This window comes from Telluria sp. LT2P80, assembly GCF_059685955.1.
In genome coordinates this window covers 452,009-474,043 of sequence record NZ_JCASIO010000004.1, presented here as the reverse complement: position 1 = coordinate 474,043, position 22,035 = coordinate 452,009, and the positions used below count along the sequence as shown (strand labels likewise).

Sequence of the window (22,035 nt, the reverse complement as noted above, 5' to 3'; positions counted from 1 at the left end):
GGCGGACCACGCAAGAGCGATACCCGTGCGGAAAAAAAGCCAGCCTGGGGATGTTTCGATGTGGGAGCGGCCTTTAGCAAATTTCCGCTCTCGCCCAAGGATATGAAGGTGGCGATGCAGGTCGTCAGGAATCTAAGCGGATCAAAGCAGTATCTTCAGCGGCTCTCGAGTGCCTACATACGCCATGGCGATTCAGTTGCTGGAAGTAAAGAAAGTTCGCGGTGTCATTTTTAGAACTTGGGATCCCCGCCCCGGGCACGAAGTACCATACGCTCTGCCTCAAGTGCTCCTTCAATCTGGCTGTCGCTTCCTTCCCACGCAAGCTCGACCGCCTTAGTTTGCCACGAGCTCTGGACTAGCTTGATCAAAATCTTGGCACCGGGCCTGTCTTGCTTTGCACGCAAAATGCGCTTTCCGTCGCTCCACACGGAACAGCTTTTGCCGTTGACGACGATCTCGAGCGCCTGTCGAGGCTTGTCTTCGAAATATTCGAGAAAGTCGTCCAGATCGATTGGCAACGGCGCGGCGTTGGCGTTCGCGTCGTGCCCTTTGTCCACGTCCGCACCAGCGTGCGACCGCATAACCTGCTGCGTCACGACAACTTCCCGCGGCGTGCCTTTCCATCTGCCGTTGAGGCCGATACCATTATCGGCATTGCAACCATATTCCTTGATGTATCGCGATTCCACCTTGAAGATGTCCTCGACATCGGACACGTTACAAAGGTAGGTCAGGGAAATGCGGTGACCGGCCTCGACCGCGTCCGCCATAGCGTAATGGACTCGACGGTAATTCTTGCCGTTCTTGTATGGCAGTCCCTGCCTTAATTTGTTGACATTGCGTGGGTAATGTTGCGTCGGACGCTTTTCTCCGCCGTTGGCCTTGCCAATGTAACGGCCCAGCAGATGGCCCGACATATCGTGGATCTCCCACATGTAGATCAATGGTGCCGTGACGTCGACACAAGTCTCGGGTAGCACATATTGCATGTATTTTCGGTTATTAGTGATCGGTAATGTCACGCTGGGAGGTGTGTCGCGTTTGCGAGGCTCGGCTGTTAGTCCCGAGAGCCTGGCCGCTCATGCGCTGCTTGCGTGACGGTCAGCATGGTTCGGCCGTCGCGAATATGGCAGGATAAACAGCTTTACAGCCGGCGCACCAGCGCATGTTGCCGTGACCTTCGAACTGCGCCCGCAGGTCGAGGATGCCGAGCACAGCGCGGCGATAGCTCATCTCAGCGTGTTTTAGATTATCTCGGGCCTGCTCGGGACTGATCGGCGCCGGCGTGAGGAAAGCGGCCAGGCGTTTGAGGATGCCGGTCGGGGGCGGCGCCGCGGCGGCATTTGCTGCGGTTTCCTCGGCAGTGCGCAGCAGCTCCTTGGCGCGCGCCAGCGCCTCTTCGGCCTGCCCCTCGCGCCCATCGGCAACCGCTGCAGGGTCTTTCCAGAAATAGGACTGGCAGTGCGGGCAACGGCGCTCCTGGCCCGCAAAGCGAAAGGCCATGGCCGGCGGCGTCGGTATGCTGGCGCGACTATCGATGAAGGTCGCAGCGCAGCGCATGCAGATCCGCGTGGCCTTCCATCGCGCCAGCTCGGCATCGTATTCGAGCAGTGCAGTGAGCTTGCCTGCGTCGCGCTTGAACGAGCCTTCGTACGACTCCGGCCCCGATCGCAACCGGCCGGGAAGCATTGCCTTGAACTGGCCCGAAGCTGCGTCGATCTCGGCCAAGCGCTTCTTGGCAGCCGCGACGTTGCCGCTGCAGCCCTTGCGGTAGTTGTTGAGCAGATGGTAGTCGGCAGGGCGCACCGGCGGCGCGTGCAGCGCGGCCGCCTCGGTCGTGGTCGATCCCGTAGTCTCACGGCGCTGGTGAGTACGGACTCCCGTCGTCGTCGATTCGGATCGAGTGCGCTGGATCAGCGCCAGCGCCTCCAGAGTCTTCCAGTTAGTGCTCTTGCAGCAGGGGCAATTGCCGTCAGTCGACTTCTTTAAGGGCATGGTGTGAAATGGAAAAAAGGTGAAGCGGCGAAGTAGGCCGTAGCGCGTGCCCCGGATCCGAGCGTCAGCGTGTTATGAACTAGAAATGTAATCATAGTGCTGCACCGGTCGCAAGGTGGCTCATGGTATCAGGGCGTTTTGGCCCGACGATGTTTTCCCAACAAAAATGGCAGCGCGGCTTGTGCATGGCGGTGCCACGGCTGTTCGAACGCCTCGTGCAGTAGTCCGGCGAATTCGATATGGTCGAGCGAGGCCTATCCCCCCGCGAGCAACCACGCGGCCTGGTGCAGTAAAGCGACTTCTCACCGGTCCAGTCGCTCGCAAGCGAGGACCGGATTGTCCTGCACGTCGAAGGCCGTCCTGGCCCACTCCGTGGCCAGCAGTCGGCGCGGATCGTCGAGCAACTGCTCGACGCGGTCTGCCAGCGTCATGATGCCGTGTTCATAGGGCAGATGCACCTGCGACGCGACATGCATGCTATGACGGTCTAGGCTGCAGACATGCACACCGCCCTCCCCGTGGCTCCAGTAAAGCATGGGACACAATCCCCTGTGACCCTGAGCCGGATAGATCACAAGCCAACAATGCCCCTCTTCACTCGGAAAACGGTACTCCAAACCACGTTCTTCGGCCTTGCCAGCTGCCGCCTGGGTCTGCGGCAGCGAATTGGCTGCAATCCGAGTTTCCCGCGCTGCCAGGTTGCGTTCCTCGATGAGCGTGGATTGGTTTTGAAACAGCTCGGACATCAGCCGTCCAACCTTCTCAGTTTCCGTGCTTGAATCGCCTACCCATGATGGCAACCAGGCCGCACATCCCAGATAGGCGCGAGGTAGATGAACCAAGGCATCGAGCCAATCAAGGGGCGGATACCACATGAAGCGGTAACCTGGGTTGTCCAGATCCAGCGTTGTTGCAGGTCCGTCAAAATGAATGTCCCAGTAAGGATCGGGAAGCGCAGCGTCGCTGGCAGGCGTTTCGTCGCGGTCGAAATAGGGCCACCATGGCGAAACCTGACCCGCGCGCAGCGCCAGGTCCTTCAGCTCGGCGGTGCGGGCAAAGAGCTGCTCCAGGCTCGGTCCCGACAACACGCGCTCGACCAGCTTATCGGTTTGCCGGACCAGAGTATCAAGGCGGGCGGCCAGACGCTCGTGGCGTGCGTTGTCGGCGGCGGTAGCAGCGAAGGAGGTACCGGCAAAGATGCGCCGGCACACCTGCTCATGCTCCTCGATGGTGAACTCGCTTAGTGCATCGATGAGCAGCGCAAAATTGCGCGCGCTGGCGCTGACTTTGCTCGCCCGCAGCTCCCAGATGTCGGGGTCCCAACGATCCGGACTCACTTCGCCGTACGGTCGCAGCAGGTAGGCACTGAGGCGCTTGGTTGGGTTGGCCGGTTCGTCAGCCAATTGCGCCGCCCGCATCCACTCCGCATTACTGAACGCTCGCCGCAGCGCAGGCGCCCCACCCAGCCGCACGCTTTCGGCGTGCAGGCCCAAGGCCAGCCGCTCGCGGTCGACCTTGCCCAGCTTTTCCCGGGCGTGCTCCTTGAGCAGCGCCAGGCTCGTCGCACCGCTAACGCCGGGGTTGCGCGCAAGATGGTCACGCCAGGCTTTGGTCCAGAACGGAATGGGGTCGGTCAACGTTTCGACAAATTCGGTCATGTGGCTTCCCGCATGGCCAATAAGTTCGCATATAGCGCGCGATGACTGCCCTCGTGTCCAGGCATTCCCGGCCGGGTCAGGCAACCGCGCGGCGCCACATAGCTGTCGATACGCCGCTCCGGCACCTCGTGCCAGCCAATGTTGAACGCCGCCAGCTTGGGGAAGAAGTACAGCGACGAATATGGCAGGTGGTCATGGATCCACCAGGCCAACGCGCGCCAGTCTTCACCCTCTGCGTAGCGATCGGCAAACCAGGGAACGACGATGCAGGCCATGGCGCCGTGGCGGCCATGCGCGTCGGGACGGTCCCAGATGTGGCGCGCATAATTGCTGGCGTTCGAAGCGCAGTTGAGTCCCTTACTGTTGCCGAACTCGTTGACGGCACAGGAACGATAGGCGGACCGGATGGCGATTCTGCCGAAGCGTTCCTGCAGCGGCTCAAGCAGGCTTTCGCACAGCGACCTGCCGACACGGATGGCCAGTTCAGGATCGTCGGGCACATTCACCAGGCCGTGCATGGCCGCGATCTCGCTATACAGGAACTCGCGCATATAAAACGAACGCGACAGGCGAACGCGTCCCAGTTCCTCCAGTGCCGTCAGGGTTTCGGGCTTGCGCATCATGGGGCAATCCTCATGTAGTGGAAATCGACCGCGTGCCTGCCCGCATGGGCGCGTAGCTCGTCCAGCGCTGCCGCTGCCAACGGTACTTTCCTATTATCAAAAGCAATCATAACGTAGTCAGGGTGTACTGCCGAGCTGCCACCCGGCAAATAACCGCTTGCGCTGAATCGGTCGCGCCATTGGGAGAGCTTGTCGATGTCGGCCGCGATCTGCGACGCGAAGGACTGTGCGCTGGCGCGGCTCGCACCGTTGCTACCTTTGATTTCGATCAGCGCGCGCAGATTGCCGATCTTGATGCCGTCGTTCGATCGAGTGCGGTCGCCGCCCCGGTACAGGTTGAAGCGTCCGGCCACCCGGTTATCGAAAACGCAGATGTCCGGGCGTTTCTGCATGCGACCCACGCCCGTCGCACAGCGGAAATACGTCTCCAGCGATAGCTGCGTCGCTCCGAGTCCCACCTGCTGCAGTGCGTGATACACGAAACCGGTCGCGGTGTCTTCGGTGAAGCGCGCCTGGCGCAGCAGTGGTGCCAGGCGCGGCAGGCAGTCGCGCCAGCTTGATGTGGCTGGCGTCGCTGGTGCCGGGTGTGTCAGCGGGACGCGCACCGGCTTGGTGCCAGCGCGCGCGATAAGGCAGTGAGCGTCGCCCTGAGCTTGATAGGCGAAGTGGATCTTGCGCCGAGCGCATTGGGCCGCGACGCGCAGGGTGGCGGCCGACGAGAGCGCGATTCCGAGCTCGGCCATGTCGATGCAGACAAACCAGCATTCCACTCCAAGCGCTGCAAGCGGCGCTAGCTTGTCGAGGTCGGCGCAATAGCCGTCCGCATCGATTTCATCGGACAGCGCATTGCGCACGTTGTAGGCTCCACCCTTGAATTCGAAAGCTATAGCGACCTCGTCGCTGGCAGACCAGGTACCGTGGTGACACACGGCCGATACGACGAGATCGACTCGCTTGCCACCGATCGGGTGCTCCCGCTCAATGCAGGGGCCTGGGACACCTGCACGCAGCAGCTGATGCATGAAGTTGGCATGCAATGTTGCTTCGTGTCCACAGACGCCCGACACAGCAGAGAAAAAGTTGGAGAACAGTGATTCCATTGCAAGCCCTTTTGGATGATGCGCCGGCAGTACAGGCGGCGCTACGGTTGAGTTGGGCTTACTGTAGACAAGCGCCTGCAATGCTTCCACCAGGATTTTTCAAGCTTCAAGGAGCTGGATTTTCGGGTAGGCGGCGGTAGCGTTGCGTGTCGCCGCGATGGACTCTGGTCGGAGCTCCTGCATCTGCGGGAACGTGCGCTTGTGCGCGTTGTCATATGCCAGAGGAAGAAGCCGGCCTAAACCTCCTTGAGCTTGTGCCAATGACTAGCAGGATGTTACTGTGCCCTGAGAGCCTATGCTGCCAGCAGGCGCTTTGAGAAGCCGGCGTCGTAATTCGCCGGTGCCGTAGAGGCCCACTGAAGCACACACAATCGCGCAATGTTGGCTTGCGCCCTACCGGTCCCAGTTGCAGAAGCGGCCAGGTTAGCTACCCAACGCGCTTAGGCCCGAAGAACGCGACGGATTTCCGATACTGGCCAAGCCAGCCGACCGTTCACACGAACCGGTCGGAGTGGTCCATTCTCGGAAGATGCCCATACCCGCAATGTTTGCGGCTTTCGGCCCAAATGGTAAGCGGCGCATGCAGTATCGACATGTGTTCGCCGCTCGAGGTCAAGCGATGTGAAAGCTGACCAATCGATAGCGCGCGTCATATGCTCATATTGCGCGGCAATTTTCTGTTGTTGAATCATTTATCGCCCCAAAAATTCAATCGCCATACGGTACCCATCCCTCAGCGAAAAAAACCACCATGCCCGGTATGGTTAACAACGCTAAGGCGCATGCCTTAGCCCAAGATTACTGTCACGTATCGCCGTTACCGGCAATCCGACCATATACAAGGTGCCTTTCGGCACCAATCTCCCGGTCTTCTGCCGCCGGATCGGAACTATCACGCGGCTTTCGCCGCGTAGCGCTACCTGTCAACAGACGGGTCAGTGGTGGCGCTAGCACCATTTTTTTCTCGTGACATCGGTGTAACGCGCTTGGTAGCTCTTGCTACCTGACGCGGCTCTACGCTTGCGCTGAGATAAGACTGGGATTTTTTGGGAGGGGGAAGTTGGGAAACGGAACAGATAGCCCGTGGAGCAAACGGTTGCAACGAATCAGAATTTGACTAACCCTTGATCGCGCGGTGCTGACTTCGGTCGCGGTGTGGAAGCGCTGTCGTTTGTGGATTCCTAACGAACGCTACCAAAATTTGAACGAATTTCGTCATTCTTCAGCATCAGATGCGGAAAACGAGTAGCCAGATCACGAAGAAGACAGTTGCTGAGCCAGAAAGGCAAGATTAGGGAAGCAAATCACACGGCAGTGAGATTGCTTTTTGTTTGAGTTCAGGATCAGATCCTGAGCATATCCGCAAAGGGACTTGGAAAATATCGCGACTGTAGTGAAGCGCAGATAAAGCGCAATGGTGACGCATGGAGCCATACGACGACCATAACGTCTCCTGCTACCAAGTGAGGTGCATCGACGCAATTTCTACAGAAATAGGTCTAAGCCTGCTCGAACAGCATCAAAGCTACGAGCTTCTCGCAAAGCGAAATACGTCGAGGACATGCAAGACGATTTTAGGACGGTTTGGGCAAACGAGTGCCAATTGGAAAATCAATGCCACAGGGTGACAAGGCTATTGTACCGAATTACTTTCCTTACGCCAACTTTAATTTTAGTCCGACATTCAGCTTTGGCTGATAGCAGGAGACGCCGATCTTCCAGCGACAAGCGGCCAAGCTACGTAGGCATCGTCTCGAGGCATTGCTAAGTTCCTGCAGGATGCATGCTGAGGTGACTTTTCCTCCTCTACCCAGCGGGAAACATGGAACTCAACGCCGAGTCCATCATCCCGCAGTCCATCGCGCCACCACCGGTGGTCAAAAAACTCTCATGCGGACCTAACGCGCAGCTACGACGAGGCGTAGCTGCGCAATTCTGAACCTCGAATTTCGACACGGACGGGATTCGGGTTCAGATTCCGGCTCGATGCCGCAAAACCAGACCTGACTTGCACACGCCGACTTGCACGTTACCGTTGAATCTTTCCCTCACACCTGGAGCACCATAAATGGAAAACCTCTCGATCGCGATCGACGGCGGCCACTCAATGTTTAAAGTCCGGGCGGCCTCGCTGGCATCGCCCAATGAGCGTCTCTCGTTTCAGATTCCCACCGTCGTGATGCCCGCGATCGCACTGACGAACGAACAGACCCGGCAGAAAGCCGAACTGGAGACAGTCGAATTGGACGGGCGTCGATACTTCATCGGTGACACCGCACTGCGTCAAGGCCGCTCAGAAGTCTACACAGGGCAAAACGCCGACTGGATCGAGAGCCCTCAGCACGACGCGCTGGTACTGGGCGCATGGCGCAAGGTCATGCAGGCGTTCGACAATCCTTCGGCGCGGGTGCATCTAGTGATGGGCTTGCCCGCGAAATTCGTTGGGCCACAGCGCGACGCGCTCCGGAACCGTATTGTAGCTTTGCTCACGCCGCGGCTCCTGCCAGGCCAGACACTCAGAGTGATGGCGCAGAGCCAAGCGGATGCGCCGCTGCAGTGGCTTTCGATCCAGAATAGCGGCGCCCTCCACCCCCAGCGGGATCTCGACAATGAGGCCTGGGGCGTTATCGAGATTGGGCATTACACGACCGACTTTGCCCTGTGCGACCGCGGCGCCATGATGGAATACGCGGCCGTATCGTGCGCAGGAATGCACTTGGTCTACGACGGCATGTCCAGCGCGCTGGCGCGGGCCAAGTTGCCGACATCACTGGACGTGGTCGAAACCGCAGTGCGCACCGGATGCATCAAACACTTTGGTGAGCCGGTCGATGTCCTGCCCCTGCTTAACCAAGCGAAAGCCGGCTTCGAAGCCTTGGTCATGGATGAAGCCAACCGGGTGTTTGGGCAGAAGGCTGCGGTATTGGACGGCATCATCGTCGGCGGTGGAGGTGCCGAAATGCTTTTCAGTGAATTCAGACGGCGGTATCCCAACGCTGTCACCAACGACGACCCCCGGATGATGGTAGCGGAGGGTTTCTGCCGCTTGGGCTTATTGTCACTGCTCCAGTCTTAACGCGGGGATCTCCGATGTCGTTACAAACGGAAAAGCCGCCGAAAATCGGCACCGAGATTACGGTTCGCATCAGTCTGACTTTCCAAGAGGCGCCGGACGTCCATACGCTGCTGGCGATGACACCGGTGCGCGAACGTGGGAAGCTCGTGCGCTTGGCTCTGGAACGGTACATCGTGGAGACAGGCCATTCGGCTGGCAACGTCGAGCAGCAGATTGATGCCATTTCGACGTGGCTGAGATCTCGAAATGGGCGCAAGGGAACCGTGGAGCTTGCTCCCCTCCGGATCAAGTCCGATCCCACAGTCGACCTTGCAATCACTCACAATATTTGCGACATCCCGGCTACCACGGCTGCGCGAAGTGATCCGGCTCCGACAGAGACGGCTGGTGTACCGTCATCGATCAAACGTTGGCTTCAGGCCTAGACAGACGGCCTGGACCGGTCAATCGGTGCTACGAAGGCACGGACTGGCAGAAACTGAGGGCTCTTACGCTAACACAGCGTGGCCGTACCGACTGCGAAAATAGCCCGGCGAGCACTTAATGCTGTTCAGTTGAGGTCGTTTCTTTGCTTTTCGGACGGCTTAATGCTGTGGCGTTGTCCTCCCGGCCCGGTCGTATTTGCGGCCGGGCTTTTCGTCTTTGAGGAGGCTGATCAACCTCTCGCGCCGTTGTATCCAAGCGAGGCAATTTTCCCCACGACCTTGTCACGCCGGCCCAGTACAGTTCGAACCCGTAAGTGGAACGCACAGATAAAACTTACCTCGGTCGGCTTGCGCTCGACTGGTTTCCAACGCATGTCTTCAGGAAGCCACGACGCGCAATATTGGTTGTGTCGGCGCTACGGCAATCCCAGCCTGATCGAGTATCCACGCCTCGATCTTCATATGCCAGACTCGTAGCAAATCAAGCGGCCGACGGATGTAGTTCTGCTCACGAACGCCTTGGGGCGCATGTCCCTGAATTTGCGCGGAGATACCATTCGGCGTTTCGACCCACTCGCTCAAGGTGGCGAAGGATCGCCGCAAGCCGTGCAGCGTAAGCTTCGGCAAACCGGCCACTGCAACCGCCTCGTTATGAGCAATTCGTGGCTCTGCGATATGTCCCGAAGCTGACGTCGGACTGGAGAACACATATGCGTTCCTACGCGGCAGATTGGTTAGAAGCTCAGCAACGAAAGGAGTCAACGGAACCATTCGGAAGTCCTCGACCTTGTCCGACAGCTTGATGCTACCCCACTGGAAGTTCACATCTGCCCATTTCAGTGCAGCGAGTTCTTCGCGTCGGGCACCAGTGACCAGCAAAACCTGAAGGTAGGCTGCAATCACCGGATTTCCGATCTTACGCACCGCGTTGAACCACGACTGCAGCATCTCGCGCTGAAGTACGTCGTGGCGCCGCTTCTCTTTACCCAGGCTTTCACGGGTTCTCGCGCTCTTTGTCGGATTGGTGGGGACCAGGATTGAATACGTTTTATGCGAAGCACACCAGTTCATGAACGCCTTGAGCAGCCTCCAGGCCAGTCGTGCGCTCGAGGGGCGGATCTTTGCCTCTTCCCTTGCCCAGGCCTCTACCCGCTCATTCGTCAGGTCGACGAGCCGCAGCTTGGACAAAGACCAGAGCGGACCAGCCTTTGTCAGCGCTGGACTGCGTTTCCGGGGCTGTCCACCTTCCTGGATAATCTTGCGATGAGCGGCAATATGGTGATCCGACCAGCCCGCTTCTCGCGTCGTGATGCGATCGGCAATGTACTCAGGCCAAACGTGGCCTAAAGTGACGGACTCACGCATCCGTTTTTCCTGTTCGGCTACAACCGCAGCTTCCTGCATCGCGCGAGCCGATCTCTCTGCAGCGAGCGCATCTTCCTTCACCTTTCGCGGGTCCTGCCCATTATCAATCAGTACTTTTAGACGACGTGCTTCTGCCTGGGCCTTGCCGATATCCCATGTGCGCGGGTCACCGATCGTTAACCGGATAGTGGCGCCATCCAGCTTTCCCTGAAAAATATAGGACTTGGCTCCTTTCGCCGTCACCCGCAACCCGAGACCTGGTGAAGCCGTATCCCAAAGGAATGACTGACTCTTCCCGCTCTCGCAGGTGAACTCTTCTACCCTGCCTGCCGCAAATTTTACTTTTCTCACCACTACTCCACGAGGATGCTCTGTGTAATCACCATGTAACCGCCATGTAACCCAAATGGTAGCATACTCATCAACGCTTATCCACATGCACTCAACGCCAAATACATAGTAACTTGTTGATTAATAAGGAGATGCACCGAACAAATCAACACCGCTCAACACTCATGAATACCAATATCTGATGATTTGTAATCATCAGGTGGCCAGTTCGAAACCGGCAGCCGGCACCAGTTAGTCAAGCAAAAAGCCCAATCCTCAGGATTGGGCTTTTTGCTTTCTGGGCGCGTGTAACAGCTGCCCCCCAACTAGCTGAATTAGCCTGTTCGAGCCTGGTGACTGGCCAAATCAGAAAATGGCTCTGGGAAGCGTATTGATTGCTATCAATTTCGCTTTGGCGACACCGAGGTAACGTAGCCGCTGGACAATTTCCACTTGCGCTACGGCGATGCCGAGCGGCTACCGGAGGCAGTCAATGGGCTTAAGCCAGGTAATTGCGGCCGGTGCCGCACTGTCGGCGTTCAGCGGAAACTCGCAACACAAGCGCCTGATGCGGCTGGATTTTCCGTTCGAGGATGGGCCGCCCGCCATCCTGCTGCCGAACAAGCTCGTCGCCCGGGAAGAAGTCTCGCGGGGGTTCCGCTTCATCGTCGAGGTATTGTCGGACGAAGCGCGCATCCCCCTGAAAATGCTGATGGGACGGATGGTGGTGATCTCCCTGGTGCGCGAAGACGGATCGCTACGCTACTTCAACGGCCATATCACCGAGTTCCGCTTCCTGCGCACCGATGGCGGATTCGCCTTCTACCAGATGGTGCTCGAACCGTGGCTTGCATTCGCGCGACTGCGCAAGGATAACGTGTCGTTTCACGGTAAAAGCGTTCGGGAGATCACCGAAGAAACGCTGAAGCACTATCGCCAGGCCGATTGGCATATGTACCCAATCGACGAGTCAAAGCTGACCGTCGCCAACCAGCACAACGAGACCGATTACAACCACCTGCACCGGCGCTGGGAAGCGCTCGGTTTGCATTACTGGTACGAGCACGAATTTGGCCGCCACCGGCTCATGATCTCTGACAACAGCTTTCTGTCCGAGCGGATCGATGAGGAAGCGTACGTGATCCCGTTCCACAAAAAGAGTGGATCGCTCGAGGACGACGGCATTCACGAGTGGACGGCGGTGCGACGCCTCGGCTCGGGCCAGACAACGCTGGCAACGTTCGATTACAAGAGCCCCAGCGCGCAGCGCGCCAAAGGCATTTCAGCCAACCGGCAAGGCGATATCTTTCCCTACGAAGTCTACGAAGACACAGGTTCTTACGGCTTTCGCATACGCGACGATGGCGAGCAGCTGGCAACGCGGCGCATGGAGGAGGCGGACAAGGACACGCAGTACTTCGAGGCAAAAGGCAATGAACGGAGCGTGCTGCCGGGGCGTACCTTCAAGCTCGGCGGACACTTCAGTGCCGAACCACGATCACCCGAATACGATCCGGAACCGCGCCGCAGCATCGACGACCGCTTCTACCTCATCCTTTCTGTCGACCATGAGGTGGCGAACAACTACCAGGCCGGGCCAGGCGCACCGTCGCATTACGAAAACCGGCTGACCTGCATTCGCAAGGATATCCGCTGGCGCCCGGGCCGCAACTACAACAGCGAGCCCGGTACCTATATGGGGCTGCATACGGCGATCGTGGTTGGCCCGGCCGGCGCTGACATCCATACGGACGACTACGGGCGGGTCAAGCTGCAGTTTCACTGGAACCGGCTGGACAAGTACGACGAGAACAGCTCGCCGTGGATCCGGGTAATGACGCCGGCCGCCGGCGACGAGTTCGGGCAGATCCGTTTGCCGCGTGTTGGTGAGGAAGTGGCGGTTGTTTACGCGAACGGGAATATCGATCATCCGCTCATCCTGGGGGCGCTCTACAACGGCAGGCACATGCCACCGTGGTCGCTGCCGAAGCAACATTCGCTGGCTGGCATGCGCAGCCGGGAACTGGGCGGCGGCACACGCGGCAACCACCTCGTTCTTGACGACACCAAGGAGATGATCCAGGCGCAGCTAAAAAGCGACCACCAGTGCAGCCAACTGTCGCTCGGGCACATCGGGCGCATCGAGGACAATAGCGGCCGCAAGGACGCGCGCGGCGAAGGCTGGGAACTACGCACCGATGGCCATGGCGTGGCGCGCGCAGCCAAGGGACTTCTGATCACCACAGAAGCGCGGCAAGCTGCACGCGGCCCGATGAAGGACATGGACGAAACGGCGCGGCGCATCGCGCTCGCAGTTGAGCAGCATCAACTGCTGGGTGAGATCGCGCAAAAAAACGGTGCGCAGGAGCCTTCGGATAACCAGGACGGTATTGCCTCACTCCTGCAAACGCAGAAGGACGCGGTGAAAGGTCCGGACGCAAAAGCGGACAGTTTTCCTGAGCTGGCCAAGCCGCACCTGGTGCTGGCGAGTGCGGCCGGTATCGCAACCACGACTACCGGTGATACCCACATCGCCAGCGCCCGCCACACGGCCCTTACGACCGGGAAAAGCCTGTCGCTGGCTGTCGGCACGCATTTCTTTGCCAGCATCCGCCAGTCGTTCCGGCTGTTCGTCCAGAAGGCCGGCATGAAGATGGTGGCCGCCGCTGGCGACATCGACCTGCAGGCACTATCGGACAACATCAAACTGCTGGCCAAGCTGGAAATCACGCACACGGCCAACCGGATCACGATCAGCGCCAAGGAAGAAGTCGTCATCAATGGCGGCGGCAGCTACGTGAAATTCGCCGCCGGTGGTATCGAACACGGCACGAATGGCAATTTCGTCGCACACGCCGCGCACCACAGCTTTGTAAACGCCAAGAACATGGAGATGGCGGTGTCCATGCCGCCCGTGGCCGATGTACTGGGCAAAGGCCGCGGCGCGCTGCATGTCGGCAGCCATGCGGAGACTGCCGGGAGAAGCAGTGCTGGCATGCCGTTCAAACTGTTCAAGGATGGGGCAATGGTCGAACAGGGGCAGATCGACGACAAGGGAAACATCCAGTTCGCGCACGAGCTCGATGCCAGCGCAGAGTACAAGGTCGAGCTCCCGACCGGCCAGTCTTTCGAAATCGCTGCCAGCACCTACACCGAGCAGCACGAGCAAAACGCGGGTGTGGGATACCACGGCTATGAGAATCCGGGCGGCGCCCTGACCGACGACGAGCACTCCCTGGACAAGGACCGGATCGACGCCAATCCCTGGTCCAGCCAGCAGGCGTGAGCTGCGGGCGCCGGCAGCGGCCTCTACATGGAAAGGGAAGAAAATGGGCATGGAAGAAAATGAAGGCCTTTATACACAAAAGCTCTGCTACAACCGGACACTAGGCCCCTACCAATGCCTGTCCTTGCCCTGGTGGATCAGGACAAGCAAGCAGATTTACCTGGCGCGCCATCACTGCCATCTCGAGCCGCTCATCTGCGGCGAGGAGGTGTTCAAGCGCATCCACGATGACCTGCTTCAGGCACAACACAGCGTGGACATCATCACCTGGGGATTTGACCCGGGCATGGTGCTCATCCGTGGTGAAAGGGCCGAAGACGGTACGCGCTATGGCGATCTGCTCAAGCAAATCGCGACCCGTAAGGAAAATCCCGTCACGGTGCGCCTGCTGCTCTGGCATGACAATGCCGCGTCCTATGCCATACAAAAAAACAATCCGGGCTTGTATGGAACCCGCGTTCCCACGATCGGTGCTTACGCCGGCTATTTCAACGAAACGCACGACCAGTACAACCGCGCATGGTTCGACGAGATCATCGCGCAAAAGATACCGACCATCGTGCTGCAGACCCGTGAAGTCGCGCTCAATTTTCGAGACCCCTCGCTTGCTGGCGAGAAGTACAAGATCAGCCTCATTGATGGCACAGCAGGATCCATCTACCCCACGCATCATCAAAAGATGATTCTGATCGACTACGAGACGCCGGCGCGCGCCATCGGCTACGTGATGGGGCATAACTCGACGACTGACTTCTGGGACACGGTCGATCATCGCTTTCAGGATATGCGCCGTGAAACACTGTATAGCAAGAATCCGGCCGGTCGGGACACCAAGCTGTCGGCTGTAATCGATGAAGCATGGGACCGGTACGACAGACAAATGCAAATGATGTCTGGCCAGACTGAACAACCGTTAACGCGAAAGGCGGAGCGCCTCGGCGAATTTTTCAAAAAATATGCAGTTACTGCCAAACCGTATCAGGACGTTTCGCTGCGCGTGCGCGGACCGATCCTGTACGACATGAATCACAATTTCTGCACTGGCTGGGCCGAATCCGAAGAAGCCACATCGACCCTGATGAATGCGATCTGGATGACGTCGCCGGGCCTGGTGGTAAAGGCGGCACTTGCCGCAGCCAATGCAGTAGCAAAACCGTCAGGGACAGCCCATCCTTCCGTGCGGAGCAGGTCGCACCTGAAGGCCCCCGACTTTGCCCTGAAGAACTGCCATCACAGCGCGCAGCTGTTGCGAACGTACCCGGCAAAGCAGGAGAAATCAATCAAGGAATGCTACGCCAACCTGACCCGGCTGACCCATCATTACATTTTCATCCAGAACCAGTATGTCCAGTACGAGGAATGGGCGAACTACATGATGACGTGCGTTTTTAAGCTGCGCAGAGCCGGTTACACCAAACTCATCTACGTGTTCATCCTGACTTCAACCCCGGAGACCGATGGCATGGACCTGGCGACCTATGACGTTGCCGTGCAATTCGGGCAGAGCGAGACAATGAAGGTGGAGCACGAGGAAAGAATGGCGAAGGCAAAGCGCAATAGAACCAGGATGCCTGTCACGCCTGCGACGCTAGAACAATGCGGAATCAAGGCGCTCATGGCATCGATGTGGAGCGGCGCCAAGCACCCGAAATCGACCAAGGATTACGAAGAAACCTACATCCACGCCAAGGTGGCGATCGTTGACGACGCGGCCTTCACGGTGGGATCGGCCAATCTGAACGTGCGCAGCATGGCTTTGGACAGCGAGCTGAATCTGCTCAGCGAGGCCAAGGATGTGGCGTTTGACTTGCGCAAGAGGCTGTTCGATCAGTGTACTAATAACGTGGGACCGGCGCAGTTTGGCGATATGGAAGAAACATTCAAGCAATGGCTGGAGCTGATGCGGGATAACACTGATGCGATGGCAAAGCGCTGGCCCCTAACAGGCCAAATCGCCACGTTTAATGTCGACAGGCAGCCCGGCCCGCCGGTGATCTGACATGCTAAGCCCGTTTCCCCGCTGGCTCTTGGTAGCTTGCGCATCGATTGTAATTGCGATTGGTGCCTATTTTTTACAACGACATTTGGAGTACGTGAAGATGCACACGATTCCCACCGGCTTGCAGGCATTCGATGTGAACGGTCCAATACCGACCTGCGGCCGGTGGAAGAACACGATGCCGCGAAGCCGCGATCCGGCCGCATTCCGGCTTTATATTAGTGCCCGCAAGCTATGGCGCAGCAAAATCGAGTGGCAGCTCACGCTTCAGGAAGCGCTAAGCATCCTGCACGATGTGCAGGATGCTGCGGCCCAGGGCGACTGGGGGGCACGCGCATTGATGGCCTACTTCTACCGATCCGGACTCGGTCCGCTCGACAGTAACCATGTGCTCGATCCGGACGGGAATAAATCGGTCGAGATCGTCCGCGCGGCCGTGGCGGCTGGTCAAGCCTGGGGCTACTACGATCTCGGTGTCGCTTACGAGCACGGCTACGGGGGCGCCGCCCAGGATGAACAAATTGCATGGGCCTATTACCTAAAGGCGGCGGAGCTCGGCAGTCCTGAAGCGCAGATGGCCTTGGCGAGCGCTTATCTGAAAGTGGAACGTGACGACGCTGAGGAAGCGATAGTAACGTGCGCGTATAAACAAGAGCACGGTCCTGCAGCCTACAAACTTGGGAGCTATGCGAAGCTCCGCAAAAATTTCGGCGCGGCGTTGGAGTATTACCAAGCGGGCACGAAGTTCGGAAGCGAGCCTTCCGCAGCAGCATTGATGTTTATGTTCGACACCGAAAAATGGAGTTCGCGTGAAAAACAGGATCAGGCTGCGCTTCGAGAACTCGGGATCCTCCCCGATCCTGAGCGCAAGCGTCGCTACAAACAAATCGATCAAGCCCTGGACATTAACCCCGATCTGAAACTGGCCCGGTTGGACCAGGTGTTGCCGCTGCCCCCAGCGGAGCTGCCAGCGTGGAACGGTATTCAGGATGCGATCGAGCCCGAGCCGGATGGCCCGCCGAGTTACTGACGCCATTCGCTGCCGCACGTTCACCGCATTCGGAACCCCTATCCAACCATGCTCTCTCTTCGCCACTGGTTCACTCTTGTTGGCACATCGCTCGCAGCTATAATTGGGATCTACGCGTATGCCCAGCACGTTGAGTACGTGAAAATGCACGCGATCCCCGCTGGCTTGCAGGCGTTCGACGTCAACGGTCCGATTCCGACTTGCGGCCGGTGGAAGGACACGATGCCGCGAACCCGTGACCCGGCCGCCTACCGGCTCTACATCGATGCCCGCAAGCTATGGCGCAGCAAGATCGAGTGGCAATTGCCACGGCAGGAAGCCCTTAGCATCCTGCACGACGTACAGGCCGCCGCGAACCAGGGCGACTGGGGCGCGCGCGCATTGATGGCCTACTTCTACCGGACCGGCCTTGGCCCCCTCGACACGAACAACGTGCTCGACCCGGACGCGGATAAATTGGTAGAAATCCTACGCTCGGCCGCTGCAACCGGTCAGGCATGAGGCTACTATGATCTCGGCGTTGCACATGAGCACGGCTACGGCGGCGCTGCGCAAGATGAACAGATCGCATGGGCTTATTACCTGAAGGCAGCGCAGCTCGGCAGTCCGGAAGCGCAGATGGCCTTGGCAGGAGCTTATCTGAAGGCCGAACGCTGCGATGCCGAGGAAGCGATGGTCATGTGCGCCTATAAACAGGGCCATGGCCCTGCAGCCTACGATCTTGGAGTGACTGCCAGACTATTCAAGAATTTCGCCGCGGCATTGGAGTATTACCAAGCGGGGACACGATTCGGTAGCAAAGAATCTGCAGCAGCATTGATGTTTATTTTCGACACCGAAGAATGGAGTTTGCGCGACAAGCAAGACCAAGTTGCGCTCAGAGAGATTGGAATAATGCCTGATACGGAACGCAAAAGCCGCTACGACCAGATCTCGGATGCGTTGGATCTTAACCCCGACCTAAAACTAATTCGCCTCGACCAAGTGTTACCACTGCCTCCTGCGGAACTACCTACATGGAAGGGTATTCAGGATGTAATCGAGCCGGATCCAGAAGGCCCGCCGAGCTACTAATCTAACCAACTCTCGGAAAGAAAAGTATGCCGCTAAAAATAATCACGGTTGGCGACAAAACCGATCATGGCGGCACCGTCATCAGCGGCTCACCAAATTATGACATCCACGGGCGTGCGATTGCCCGGCTTGGGGATCAGGTCAATTGCCCGCTGTTCTACCCTGAGGGAAAACCGCACGGGATAAACAAAATTGCTACAGCCGACAAGTCGTTCACCGTTAGCGGAGTCCCGGTCGCCGTAGAGGGGTATACGACCGAATGTGGATGCAAGCTGATTGGCAGTCTGCCAGCAACCGTCGTCTAGCTAAGCAGCTTGTGCATTCAGGGCTTTTAGGAAGCGACGACAGGTAAAGCTGCCAGCCCCGGTGACGGTGCCGGAGCCGGTGCCGGAGCCGGTGCCAAGACGATCCCAGCCTGTTCGAGTATCCACGCCTCGACCTTCATATGCCAGACACGCAGCGAATCAAGCGGCGGGCCGAGGTAGTTCTGCTCACGTACGCCTTGCAGCGCGTCCCATTTAACAGACGGCTTTATTCTTTACGGACGATCCGTCGATTGGCGCGCACATCATGGCCGTCTTGAAGGGCACGGATCCCACCGCCAGTGGCGAGCGTCCTGATACACATCCCACAGCAAAGGCGGTACCGATCCCACCCCAAGAACGGCCACAGCCAGAAGTACCTGTGCAACTGTGCAGAGAACAGCGTCGGTACGGCGCATTGTTGAAAAGTTGACGAGTGCAAAAATGACCGCTGAGACGCTGAGACCTCCCACACAAAGCATATGGATCATTTCGCGTCCTGGGCCGTTGCAGCGTTCGTAGAATACTGCATACCAGAGCGTTGGCAGAATCAGGCATGCAGTCGCCACCATGCCGAAAGCAGTTGATCCAAGCGTCGCCTGATAGCGGGCGCGGACCATGCGCTCCGTGTGGCGAACCAGGTAGACGGCGCTCAGTAGCGCTACGATGGATGCAGGAACGACCAGCTGACTGGAAAATACAATCGCCATGGTGATGCCCGTATTTGTTTGCTGAGGTTGGCGCCTGGGCGCGAGCTTGGAACAGCAGTAACGTCGACGTCAATATCGCATTGTCGAAGCATCGTTCAGGGTGCAATTTGCGTCTGTGCAACTCATCGCGATTCCCCTGACAGAAGTGGAGGTCGTGGTCAACCCAAAAGCTGCCGAAACGTCAATGAAGAAGGAGAAGGTCGCCCGGCAATCCACCTTTTTTCAAGCGAGCTAAAAGTAGGGATCAAGCGGAAAGGACAAGTTGCTGTTTTGGTGGAATGCCGCGGGATGACATGTTGGGTTGGTCGTGATTTAGGTCCACAACCACTTGGCTGATCGCAATCGGCACTGCCAGCGGTAGCGGTTTCTCACGCACAGAAGATGACGCGGTTTGATCCGCAGGTACAGCTCAAGTTCGCGGCAAATTCTGTAGCCGCGCTTGTGATTCCATTGGAAGCGGTTCACGTTGCGCAGGTACAGGAAGCACAAACCAAATCCCGGCGCGCTGGTTGTTCATCAGCCGCGGCAGACAATCGGCAATAACGTTGTATTCCGCATCCAGTTTCGCTTCGTATCGGCAGCAGGTCTGGCTAATGCCAAATGCCTGGCACGCCAGCTTGACCATGGTTGACCGTTCCGCCACGGCCGCTGTGCCATCTCCCGCCGTTGGGATGGAACTACCATTTTTTGTGAGCTCCTCAGCAACGATTTCGGCCTTCAGGCGCTCCTCGACGTCATCTTCGTAAGGCGCCGACTTCTCTCTTCCAGTTCCTTCGTGCAGGCCATCAGCGAGGCATCCATACCGCCAAGCTTGAAACACTACTTGTAGAACGTGGCATTGCTGGTACCGCTTTCGTGGCAGGGCGCCGGCATCGGGTTGCCGGCGTCGGCCTGCTAGAGGATGGCGATGATCTGGCTGTCGGTAAAGCAGGATGTATTCATGTAAAGCGTTCTGTATCTCAAGAAGAAAACTCTACTTCTAATCGCGCTCGTTTTGTGGGGGAATTTCCATTGGGCCTCCGCTTGCCTGCCTCACTCGTCATATCGCTTCCACCTGCAACTTTAAATACTGACACTGCCGACACCAGACTATGTGCCTGCTGATTCAGCGCATCTGCGGCATCGGCCATCTGCTCGACCAGTGATGCATTTTGCTGGGTACCGCTATCCAGCGCCATGACTGTCTCGCCAACGCTGCTGATGCTCATGGTCTGCTCACGGGTGGCCGTGCTGATTTCGCTGATCAGCTCGGCGACGCTCTTTACTTCGCTGACGATCGCAGTCATTGCTTGACCAGCGTTTGACACCATGTCCGCGCCCGAGCCGATCATGCCGACGCTGTCGACAATCAGCACTTTGATTTCCTTGGCCGCCTGCGCACTACGCTGCGCCAGTGCGCGGACCTCACTCGCTACGACGGCAAACCCTCTGCCCTGCTCACCCGCACGGGCCGCCTCGACTGCTGCGTTCAGTGCAAGGATATTGGTCTGGAAAGCGATCCCATCAATCACTGAAATGATGTCTTCGATCTTCCTGGAGCTTGCCGTGATCTTTTGCATCGTGATGACAACCTCGTCGACCATCGCACCGCCGTTTTCAGCAGAGGCGCGCGCGCTCAGCGCCAAATCACTGGCACGGGCGGCTGTGTCCGCATTGACGCGTATGGTCCCGGTGATTTTCTCCATCGCATTTGCACTTTCCTGCAACTGCCTTGCCTGCTCCAGAGTACGTGCCGATAAATCTTTATTTCTGTCAGCAATCTCCGTTGAACCAGACTCGATCGTATCGGAGGAGCGCCGAACACTATGTACGATGGTTGCCAGTGATTGCTGCATCTCTCCAAGTGATGCCATGACGCTGTTTGCCGGTGCGGTCGCTGCTTCCGGTAACGTACCCAGGTCTCCCGACCGGACTTGATTCGCGGCTTTTCTCAAATCGTGCGGATCGGCGCCCAAAGAGCGGTGCAAGCTGCGCTTTATCAAGCGTGAAAGGGCAATCGCCGTGACAACGGCAACCAGCGACACGCAGATCAACAACAAACGCTTGGCGCGGAATTTTTCAGCTGATTTCTGGATTTCAGCTTCTGCTGAGCTGGCAATCAATTTCGCATATTCGCCCACCGTGGCGATCAGCTTCTTCAACAGTGGCTGGCACTCGGCATTCATTTTTTCAATGGCTTCAGGTTTCTTGCCGTTCAGTGCCATGTCGACAATTGCAAGCGCAATAGGGCCATAACGCTGCTCAATACTGACCAATTCGTCATAGAGTTGATGCTCTCTTGGCGTCGCTTTCTTATCCAGATCAAGCAATTTTTTGAGCAACGCCATGCGGTCTTTGACGCGCTCATGGGCGGCCATCACTGCAGCCTTTTCTGCAGCGATGTCGGCAGGCGCATTCAATAAAATAAGGTTGCGCGCTGCGATTGCCCTTGCGCTTACTGCCGACCTGACATCACGCGCAACGCTGCCGCGATTGAACTCATCACCAACAAACCCGTCAAAGTTGGATTGGGCTTCACTCAAGCTGAATACTGCCAGCGCAGATATCGCCACAATGATTGAGACGAGCGTCGCAAAAGCGATTGTCAGTTGTCGACTAAGGCGCTGCTTAAAAAAGTACATGATGACCCCGAATTAAAAAGTACCACGCTATCGGGCGTTTATTCTCATACAGGAATGACACCGACCGACAGGCCGATTTATGTTCGTGAAACCAGAGCGTTTTTAGGAACTTGTCAAATTAAAAGAAACATCAGAAAGCCGGCACGAAACAAATGCTCGGCGTTCCCAATGAATTTCCAACAGAGGGCAGATTTGGATAGACGCTGCGATTGCAGCAGATACGAAAAGGCACTTTTGGCATCAATGTCCCAGCGCGTGAATGTCAGCGGTGACGATGCCCCAAGCTTATCTCAATTTCTAACGGGAAAGTTTCACGTCGACATCATCAGCCTGGCGCGCTGTAGCAAAAGTCCGACAAATGCGGTTCAGTGTTGGACGTTATCCTCGTGTGGCTTTCAGTAGCGACCACGCCATGTGTCTCGTCACCATGTTCAAAAAAGC

General features: G+C 57.7%; 16 protein-coding genes and 1 pseudogene. 8 read left to right on the top strand and 9 right to left on the bottom strand.

The genetic code is table 11. The annotated features are described in order from the left end of the window. Positions 1 to 230: 230 nt before the first annotated feature. The 5 genes from AC56LW_RS13835 to AC56LW_RS13815 form a co-directional block, all read right to left on the bottom strand. Entirely contained in the window at positions 231 to 935 is a 705-nt protein-coding gene (locus AC56LW_RS13835; protein WP_499635133.1) for a hypothetical protein, read from the bottom strand. Positions 936 to 1,101: 166 nt separating this feature from the next. Further along, complete coding sequence (locus AC56LW_RS13830; protein WP_499635130.1) at positions 1,102 to 1,995, bottom strand: hypothetical protein; 894 nt, start codon at positions 1,993 to 1,995, stop codon at positions 1,102 to 1,104. Between the two features lie 302 nt (positions 1,996 to 2,297). Next, the gene (locus tag AC56LW_RS13825; protein WP_499635127.1) at positions 2,298 to 3,653 is read right to left on the bottom strand and encodes a hypothetical protein; all 1,356 of its coding nucleotides are present in this window, start codon (positions 3,651 to 3,653) and stop codon (positions 2,298 to 2,300) included. Continuing rightward, complete coding sequence (locus AC56LW_RS13820) at positions 3,650 to 4,276, bottom strand: hypothetical protein (protein WP_499635124.1); 627 nt, start codon at positions 4,274 to 4,276, stop codon at positions 3,650 to 3,652. The genes AC56LW_RS13825 and AC56LW_RS13820 overlap by 4 nt, the downstream gene beginning before the upstream one ends. Beyond that, entirely contained in the window at positions 4,273 to 5,376 is a 1,104-nt protein-coding gene (locus tag AC56LW_RS13815; protein WP_499635121.1) for a hypothetical protein, read from the bottom strand. The genes AC56LW_RS13820 and AC56LW_RS13815 overlap by 4 nt, the downstream gene beginning before the upstream one ends. Before the next feature lie 2,068 nt (positions 5,377 to 7,444). Here AC56LW_RS13815 and AC56LW_RS13810 point away from each other — a divergent pair. Beyond that, positions 7,445 to 8,452: a ParM/StbA family protein gene (locus AC56LW_RS13810; protein ID WP_499635118.1), complete on the top strand. Its 1,008-nt coding sequence runs from the start codon at positions 7,445 to 7,447 to the stop codon at positions 8,450 to 8,452. A 14-nt stretch (positions 8,453 to 8,466) separates the two neighbouring features. Continuing rightward, a complete protein-coding gene (locus AC56LW_RS13805; RefSeq protein WP_499635115.1) occupies positions 8,467 to 8,877 on the top strand; it encodes a hypothetical protein in 411 nt (136 codons plus the stop codon). Between the two features lie 378 nt (positions 8,878 to 9,255). Here the strand turns inward: AC56LW_RS13805 and AC56LW_RS13800 are convergent, their stop codons facing one another. Next, entirely contained in the window at positions 9,256 to 10,593 is a 1,338-nt protein-coding gene (locus tag AC56LW_RS13800) for a tyrosine-type recombinase/integrase (protein ID WP_499635112.1), read from the bottom strand. 472 nt (positions 10,594 to 11,065) lie between these two features. Here AC56LW_RS13800 and AC56LW_RS13795 point away from each other — a divergent pair, with 472 nt between their 5' ends. From AC56LW_RS13795 to AC56LW_RS13770, 6 genes are all read left to right on the top strand, one after another. Continuing rightward, the gene (locus AC56LW_RS13795; RefSeq protein ID WP_332531907.1) at positions 11,066 to 13,858 is read left to right on the top strand and encodes a type VI secretion system Vgr family protein; all 2,793 of its coding nucleotides are present in this window, start codon (positions 11,066 to 11,068) and stop codon (positions 13,856 to 13,858) included. A gap of 49 nt (positions 13,859 to 13,907) precedes the next feature. Beyond that, positions 13,908 to 15,857 carry a phospholipase D-like domain-containing protein gene (locus AC56LW_RS13790; RefSeq protein WP_499635109.1) on the top strand — a complete coding sequence of 650 codons (1,950 nt, stop codon included), beginning with the start codon at positions 13,908 to 13,910 and terminating at the stop codon, positions 15,855 to 15,857. 100 nt (positions 15,858 to 15,957) lie between these two features. Next, on the top strand, positions 15,958 to 16,887 hold the full coding sequence (locus AC56LW_RS13785; protein ID WP_332531905.1) for an SEL1-like repeat protein: 930 nt from the start codon (positions 15,958 to 15,960) through the stop codon (positions 16,885 to 16,887). A 222-nt stretch (positions 16,888 to 17,109) separates the two neighbouring features. After that, entirely contained in the window at positions 17,110 to 17,388 is a 279-nt protein-coding gene (locus tag AC56LW_RS13780) for a hypothetical protein (protein WP_332531904.1), read from the top strand. Between the two features lie 117 nt (positions 17,389 to 17,505). Then, positions 17,506 to 17,961 carry a DUF6396 domain-containing protein gene (locus tag AC56LW_RS13775; RefSeq protein WP_332531903.1) on the top strand — a complete coding sequence of 152 codons (456 nt, stop codon included), beginning with the start codon at positions 17,506 to 17,508 and terminating at the stop codon, positions 17,959 to 17,961. A 26-nt stretch (positions 17,962 to 17,987) separates the two neighbouring features. Beyond that, a complete protein-coding gene (locus tag AC56LW_RS13770) occupies positions 17,988 to 18,266 on the top strand; it encodes a PAAR domain-containing protein (RefSeq protein WP_499635105.1) in 279 nt (92 codons plus the stop codon). Between the two features lie 263 nt (positions 18,267 to 18,529). Here the strand turns inward: AC56LW_RS13770 and AC56LW_RS13765 are convergent, their stop codons facing one another. The 3 genes and pseudogenes from AC56LW_RS13765 to AC56LW_RS13755 form a co-directional block, all read right to left on the bottom strand. Continuing rightward, positions 18,530 to 18,973 (bottom strand): hypothetical protein, encoded by a 444-nt coding sequence (locus AC56LW_RS13765; protein ID WP_499635102.1) that lies wholly within the window; start codon positions 18,971 to 18,973, stop codon positions 18,530 to 18,532. A gap of 301 nt (positions 18,974 to 19,274) precedes the next feature. Continuing rightward, positions 19,275 to 19,568, bottom strand: a pseudogene (locus AC56LW_RS13760) (IS3 family transposase); the annotation flags it as partial. Between the two features lie 364 nt (positions 19,569 to 19,932). Continuing rightward, positions 19,933 to 21,594, bottom strand: coding sequence for a methyl-accepting chemotaxis protein (locus AC56LW_RS13755; RefSeq protein WP_499635099.1), 1,662 nt, complete (start codon positions 21,592 to 21,594; stop codon positions 19,933 to 19,935). Positions 21,595 to 22,035 lie beyond the last annotated feature (441 nt).

What these genes read in the sequence shown, in the direction of transcription:
- AC56LW_RS13835 (WP_499635133.1), bottom strand. Translation starts at nt 935, where the DNA reads ATGTGGGAGATCCACGATATGTCGGGCCATCTGCTGGGCCGTTACATT.
- AC56LW_RS13830 (WP_499635130.1), bottom strand. Translation starts at nt 1,995, where the DNA reads ATGCCCTTAAAGAAGTCGACTGACGGCAATTGCCCCTGCTGCAAGAGC.
- AC56LW_RS13825 (WP_499635127.1), bottom strand. Translation starts at nt 3,653, where the DNA reads ATGACCGAATTTGTCGAAACGTTGACCGACCCCATTCCGTTCTGGACC.
- AC56LW_RS13820 (WP_499635124.1), bottom strand. Translation starts at nt 4,276, where the DNA reads ATGATGCGCAAGCCCGAAACCCTGACGGCACTGGAGGAACTGGGACGC.
- AC56LW_RS13815 (WP_499635121.1), bottom strand. Translation starts at nt 5,376, where the DNA reads ATGGAATCACTGTTCTCCAACTTTTTCTCTGCTGTGTCGGGCGTCTGT.
- AC56LW_RS13810 (WP_499635118.1), top strand. Translation starts at nt 7,445, where the DNA reads ATGGAAAACCTCTCGATCGCGATCGACGGCGGCCACTCAATGTTTAAA.
- AC56LW_RS13805 (WP_499635115.1), top strand. Translation starts at nt 8,467, where the DNA reads ATGTCGTTACAAACGGAAAAGCCGCCGAAAATCGGCACCGAGATTACG.
- AC56LW_RS13795 (WP_332531907.1), top strand. Translation starts at nt 11,066, where the DNA reads ATGGGCTTAAGCCAGGTAATTGCGGCCGGTGCCGCACTGTCGGCGTTC.
- AC56LW_RS13790 (WP_499635109.1), top strand. Translation starts at nt 13,908, where the DNA reads ATGGAAGAAAATGAAGGCCTTTATACACAAAAGCTCTGCTACAACCGG.
- AC56LW_RS13785 (WP_332531905.1), top strand. Translation starts at nt 15,958, where the DNA reads ATGCACACGATTCCCACCGGCTTGCAGGCATTCGATGTGAACGGTCCA.
- AC56LW_RS13780 (WP_332531904.1), top strand. Translation starts at nt 17,110, where the DNA reads ATGCCGCGAACCCGTGACCCGGCCGCCTACCGGCTCTACATCGATGCC.
- AC56LW_RS13775 (WP_332531903.1), top strand. Translation starts at nt 17,506, where the DNA reads ATGGCCTTGGCAGGAGCTTATCTGAAGGCCGAACGCTGCGATGCCGAG.
- AC56LW_RS13770 (WP_499635105.1), top strand. Translation starts at nt 17,988, where the DNA reads ATGCCGCTAAAAATAATCACGGTTGGCGACAAAACCGATCATGGCGGC.
- AC56LW_RS13765 (WP_499635102.1), bottom strand. Translation starts at nt 18,973, where the DNA reads ATGGCGATTGTATTTTCCAGTCAGCTGGTCGTTCCTGCATCCATCGTA.
- AC56LW_RS13755 (WP_499635099.1), bottom strand. Translation starts at nt 21,594, where the DNA reads ATGTACTTTTTTAAGCAGCGCCTTAGTCGACAACTGACAATCGCTTTT.